Source organism: Verrucosispora sp. SN26_14.1 (genome assembly GCF_004307965.1).
GTDB lineage: Bacteria > Actinomycetota > Actinomycetes > Mycobacteriales > Micromonosporaceae > Micromonospora.
Map to the genome: position 1 here is coordinate 1 of NZ_SISL01000378.1, position 5,608 is coordinate 5,608.

Consider the following 5,608-nt stretch of genomic DNA (forward strand, 5'->3'; position numbering starts at 1 on the left):
GCCGGTCGCGCACCGACCTCGGCCCAGGTCGCCGACCGGGTCCGCACCCTGTGGGACCGGCTCGGCTTCCCGCGTCGCCGGCTCGCCGAGCAGGTGGTGGTCACGCCCGCGTGCGGCCTGGCGGGCGCCACCCCGGCGTACGTCCGCGCGGTCCTGTCCGCCTGCCGCGACGCGGGGCGCCGAATCGTCGAGGAGTGAGGTTTCGGCGCGCTGCGCGGGGGCAGCAAGCCGGGCATGATCGGACGACTGCGTTCCACCGTGATCGATTGCCCCGACCCGCGCGCCCTGGCCGGCTTCTACGCCGAGCTGCTCGGCCTGCCGCTGATCGAGGAGGACTGCGACGGCGACGAGTGGGTGGTGCTGGGTGGACATCCCGGCCACCAACCCCGGATCGCGTTCCAGCAGGCACCCGACCTGCGCCCACCGACCTGGCCCGACCCGGAACGGCCGCAACAGTTCCACCTCGACGTGACCGTGGAGGACATCGAGGTCGCCGAGCGGGCCGCGCTGGCCCTGGGCGCGCGGCGGCTGCCGGGGGAGGGCGAAGGCTTCCGGGTCTACGCCGACCCGGCCGGACACCCGTTCTGCCTCTGCTGGGAGAGCTGACCGTCGCGCGTGGGCGATCCGGCCGTCGCGCCGGCCCGCCCGAGCGGGCATGATCACCAGCATGATCAGTCCTGTGCCCGGGTGGGCCGCCGGCTCGCTCCTCGGACTCGCCTACGGTGACGCCCTGGGCAAGCCCACCGAGTTCCTCACGCTGGCCGAGATCGAGCGACGGTACGGCCCGACCGGCCCCCGGGAACTGGTCGGCGACCCGGCGTTGGTCACCGACGACACCCAGATGGCGCTCGCGGTCGGCTGGGCACTGCACGACGCGTCCGCGTACACGCCCGAGGTCGTCGAGCCGTTGCTGCGGCAGCGCTTCCTGGCCTGGGCGGCCAGCCCGGACAACAACCGCGCGCCCGGGATGACCTGCCTGCGGGCCTGCGCCGAGCTGTCCCGAGGACTGCCCTGGCAGCAGGCGACCCAGGCCGGTTCGAAGGGCTGTGGGGCGAACATGCGGGTCACCCCGGTCGGTCTGCTCGACGTCGACCTCGACACCGTCGCCGGACTGGCCCAGCTCCAGGCCGGACTGACGCACGGGCATCCGACCGGCCTGGCGGCCAGCGAACTGACCGCGTACGCGGTGTGGCTGCTGGTCGACGGCGCGGCGCTGGCCGAGCTGCCCGGCCGGCTCACCGTGCGGGCCCACGAGCAGCGCGAGGTCTACCGGGGCGACTGGCTCGGCGACCTCTGGCAACGCCCCGGCGTGCGGACGCCGCAGGAGTTCATCGCCCGGGGGTGGGACGAGTGCCTGCGGGTGCTGGCCCGGCTCGACGCGGCCCTCGCCGGCCCGGACGACGGCGGCGACCCGTGCCGCTGGACCGGTGAGGGCTGGGTCGCCGAGGAGGCGTTGGCGACCGCGCTCTACTGCGCCGTCCGGCACGCCGACGACCCGGTGGGCGCGCTGACCCGGGGTGCGCGGACCGCCGGTGACTCCGACTCGATCGCCGCGCTCGCCGGGGCGTTCGTCGGTGCCGCCGTGGGTGCCGCCGCCTGGCCCGCCGACTGGGCAGGTCGCATCGAGTACGCCGACCAACTCGCCGCCCTCGCCGCCGCCTGGCAGCGCTGACCGGCACGAACCGGTGGGGTTCCCGGTGAACTGTCCGACCCGCCGGATACCGTGCCGGGGTGCCCATCACAGGAGGTCGCGGGGTGTCCGAGGAAGCCATCGGCGAGCAGGTCAGCGCGGCGCAGGAGGCGGCGGCCGGTGCCGAGCCGACCCCGCAGGCACGGGAGCGGCACGCCACGCTGAGCCAGGAGCTGACCGAGCACCAGTACCGCTACTACGTGCTCGACGCGCCGACCGTCTCGGACGCCGATTTCGACCGGCTGCTGCGGGAGCTGGAGGCGCTGGAGGAGGAGTTCCCGGCGCTGCGCACCCCGGACTCGCCGACCCAGCGGGTCGGCGGCACCTTCTCCACCGACTTCGCCCCGGTGGCACACGCCGAACGGATGATGTCGCTGGACAACGCGTTCGCCGACGAGGAGCTGGCGGCGTGGGCCGAACGGGTCGAGCGGGACGCCGGCGGTCCGGTGCCCTACCTGTGCGAGCTGAAGGTCGACGGGCTGGCGATCAACCTCACCTACGAGTCGGGTCGGCTGGTGCGGGCGGCGACCCGGGGCGACGGCCGCACCGGTGAGGACGTCACCGCCAACGTGCGCAGCATCCGGGACGTGCCCGGCCGGTTGACCGACTCGGCGGAGTTCGGGCCGGTCCCCGAGCTGATCGAGGTGCGCGGCGAGATCTACTTCCCGGTCGCCGCCTTCGCCGACCTGAACGCCGGCCTGGTCGAGCAGGGCAAGGCGCCGTTCGCCAACCCGCGTAACGCCGCCGCCGGCAGCCTGCGCCAGAAGGACCCACGGATCACCGCGTCCCGGCCGCTGCGCCTGGTGGTGCACGGCATCGGTGCCCGGCGCGGCTTCCAGCCGGCCACCCAGTCCGAGTCGTACTCCGCGCTGCGGGCCTGGGGGCTGCCGACCAGCGACCGCTGGCGGGTGGTGCCCGACCTGGCCGGCGTCCGGGACTACATCGCGCACTACGCCGCGCACCGGCACGACGTGGAGCACGAGATCGACGGCGTGGTGGTCAAGGTCGACCCGGTGCCGATCCAGGGCCGGCTCGGCTCGACCAGCCGGGCGCCCCGCTGGGCGATCGCCTTCAAGTATCCGCCCGAGGAGGTCAACACCACGCTGCTCGACATCGAGGTCGAGGTGGGACGGACGGGTCGGGTCACGCCCCGGGCGCTGCTCCAGCCGGTGAAGGTGGCCGGCTCCACCGTCGCGTACGCGACCCTGCACAACGCCCGCGAGGTGGAGCGCAAGGGGGTGCTGATCGGCGACACGGTGGTGATCCGCAAGGCCGGCGACGTGATCCCCGAGGTGCTCGGCCCGGTGGTCGAGCTGCGTCCGCCCGACGCCCGGGTGTTCGTGATGCCCACCGTCTGCCCGGCCTGTGGCACCCCGCTCGCCCCGGCGAAGGAGGGCGACGTCGACATCCGTTGCCCCAACTCGCGCAGTTGTCCGGCGCAGTTGCGCGAACGGGTCTACCACCTGGCCGGGCGCAAGGTCTTCGACATCGAGGCGCTCGGCTACAAGAGCGCCGCCGCGCTGCTCGACGCGCAGGTCATCACCGACGAGGGCGACCTCTTCTCGCTCGCCGCCGAGCAGTTGGCCCGCTCGCCGTTCTTCGTCAACAAGGACGGCAGCCTCGGCAGCAACGCGGTCAAGCTGCTCGACAACCTCGCCGTCGCCAAGGAACGCGAGCTGTGGCGGGTGCTGGTGGCCCTCTCCATCCGGCACGTCGGGCCGACCGCCGCGCAGGCACTCGCGCGGCACTTCCGGTCGGTCGAGGCGATCGACGCCGCGTCCGAGGAGGAACTCTCCTCCGTCGACGGAGTCGGCCCCACCATCGCGGTGAGCATCCGGGAGTGGCTCGCCGTCGACTGGCACCGCGAGGTGATCCGCAAGTGGGCCGACGCGGGCGTCCGGATGGCCGAGGAGGCGCAGGGGGAGGGCCCGCGACCGCTGGAGGGGGTGACCGTGGTGGTCACCGGGACCCTGTCCGGTCACTCGCGGGACCAGGCCGCCGAGGCGATCCAGTCCCGGGGCGGCAAGGTCAGCGGCTCGGTGTCGAAGAAGACCGGCTTCGTGGTGGTCGGCGACAATCCCGGGTCCAAGGCGGACAAGGCGGCCGGGCTCAAGGTGCCGATCCTCGACGAGGAGGGCTTCCAGGTTCTGCTCGACTCCGGCCCGGAGGCGGCCCGCGCGATGGCCCGCGTCGAGGAGTGAAGCGGCACTTGCCGATCTTGCGGGGACTCGCCCGGATACCAACTTAATTACGACTACGACCGATTCGTGGCTGTCGTACCTGGTTTCCGGCCGTCGAGGGCGTTTCATGGGGACACGGCGCGTAAACCCACGCGTCGTGTCCTGTAGCGGGAGGTGTGATGGAGCCGCCCGATCCGCGCAACCTCGTCCCGCCCGGGCGTACCGCGCCGTTCTCGGTCTTCGTCGGCCTCGTGCTGGTCGTGGCCGTGCTGCTCTCCGTCGGGCCGATGGTCTCGTTCGCCGGAACGCTGCCCGACCTGCCGGCGGCGTTCTGGACGATGGCCGTGCTCGCCGTCGCCTGCGACGCGCGCCCGTTCCTGCCGCCCGGCCGGCGGCCCTCCTCGTCCGCGGTCTTCCCGTCGACCTGCTTCACCTTCGCCATCCTGCTCGGCTGGGGCCTCGGCCCGGCGGTCGCGGTGCAGGCGGTCGCCGTGCTGGTCTCCGGAGCCCGGATGCGGCACACCCCCTGGCGGGTCGCCTTCAACGCCGGGCAGTACGCCTGCGCGCTGGCCGCCGCGTACGCCGTCACCCGGCTCGGGCCGGGCGGCATCTTCGACGGCGGCCGTCTGGGGTGGACCGACATCGCCGCGATCGGCGGGGCCGGGGTGGCCTGGTTCGTGGTGAACTACGGGCTGGTGACCACGGCCGTCCGACTGCGCTTCGGCGAACGGTGGTGGCCCAACGCCCGCCACGGCCTGCCGTTCGAGCTGCTCTCCACCGGGTCCCTGCTGCTGCTCGCGCCGGTGCTGGTCACCGCCGCGCGGGCCAGTGCCGCCCTGGTGCCGCTGGTCCTGGTGCCGCTGTTCGCCGTTTACCGGATGGCCCGGCTCACCGTGGAACAGCACCAACTCGCCGCCCTCGACCCGCTGACCGGGCTGCCCAACCGAAAGGCGCTGCTCAGCGAGGTCAACGAGCAGGTCCACCGGCACGCCGAGCGCGCCGCACGCGGCGAGCCCGGCGCCCGCCTGGCCCTGCTCCTGATCGACCTGGACCGCTTCAAGAACGTCAACGACGCCCTCGGGCACGCCGTCGGCGACCGGCTGCTGGTCGAGGTGAGCGCCCGGCTGACCGATGTGGTGCCGGCGCCGGACCTGGTGGTCCGCCTCGGCGGCGACGAGTTCGCCATCGTGATGACCGGGGTGGACGACGTCACCGAGGCCCGTGCCCTCGCCGACCAGGTGGTGCGGGTCCTCGCCGAGCCGGTGCCGCTGGACGGGCTGCCGCTGGACGTCGGCGGCTCCATCGGCATCGCCCTGTACCCGGAGCACGGCGAGGACTTCGCCACCCTGATGCGCCACGCCGACGTGGCCATGTACGACGCCAAGCACCGCAACGACACGGTCGCCGTCTACACCGCGGAGTCCGACCACAACTCCGCCGAGCGGTTGGGCCTGCTGGCCGACCTGCGGCGGGTGCTGGACGCGGGCGCGGCGGCCCGTTCCGCCGCCGACACCCCGGGCGAGGCACCCGGGACGCGGGACGGGGACACCACGCCGGTGGTGCGCGGCGGGGACGGCGCGGCGCTGACCGCGAACCCGGTGGTGCGGCAGCGCGGTGCCGGCCGGTGGTTCCGTCGTCGTCACCGGCCGCCGGTGGTCGCGTCCGACGACGAGCTGATCGCCCGGATCGTGACCGGCGCGGACCCGATCCTGCGCCGGACCGCCCGGCCCGTCGACCC

4 protein-coding genes and 1 pseudogene are annotated in these 5,608 nt (G+C 73.9%); all 5 read left to right on the plus strand.

The genetic code is table 11. From position 1 onward, the window contains the following. A pseudogene (locus EYA84_RS24825) lies at positions 1–198 on the plus strand (methionine synthase); the annotation flags it as partial. A 36-nt stretch (positions 199–234) separates the two neighbouring features. Further along, entirely contained in the window at positions 235–606 is a 372-nt protein-coding gene (locus EYA84_RS24830; RefSeq protein ID WP_131055842.1) for a VOC family protein, read from the plus strand. A gap of 61 nt (positions 607–667) precedes the next feature. Then, a complete protein-coding gene (locus EYA84_RS24835) occupies positions 668–1,672 on the plus strand; it encodes an ADP-ribosylglycohydrolase family protein (RefSeq protein ID WP_131055844.1) in 1,005 nt (334 codons plus the stop codon). An 83-nt stretch (positions 1,673–1,755) separates the two neighbouring features. Further along, a complete protein-coding gene (ligA, locus tag EYA84_RS24840) occupies positions 1,756–3,891 on the plus strand; it encodes an NAD-dependent DNA ligase LigA (protein ID WP_131055846.1) in 2,136 nt (711 codons plus the stop codon). A 158-nt stretch (positions 3,892–4,049) separates the two neighbouring features. Continuing rightward, positions 4,050–5,608 (plus strand): GGDEF domain-containing protein (locus EYA84_RS24845; protein ID WP_131055848.1); only part of this gene is annotated, 1,559 nt, incomplete at its 3' end.

Bases quoted from the DNA above. Each gene is read 5' to 3' on its own strand.
- EYA84_RS24830 (WP_131055842.1), top strand. From the start codon at position 235: ATGATCGGACGACTGCGTTCCACCGTGATCGATTGCCCCGACCCGCGC.
- EYA84_RS24835 (WP_131055844.1), top strand. From the start codon at position 668: ATGATCAGTCCTGTGCCCGGGTGGGCCGCCGGCTCGCTCCTCGGACTC.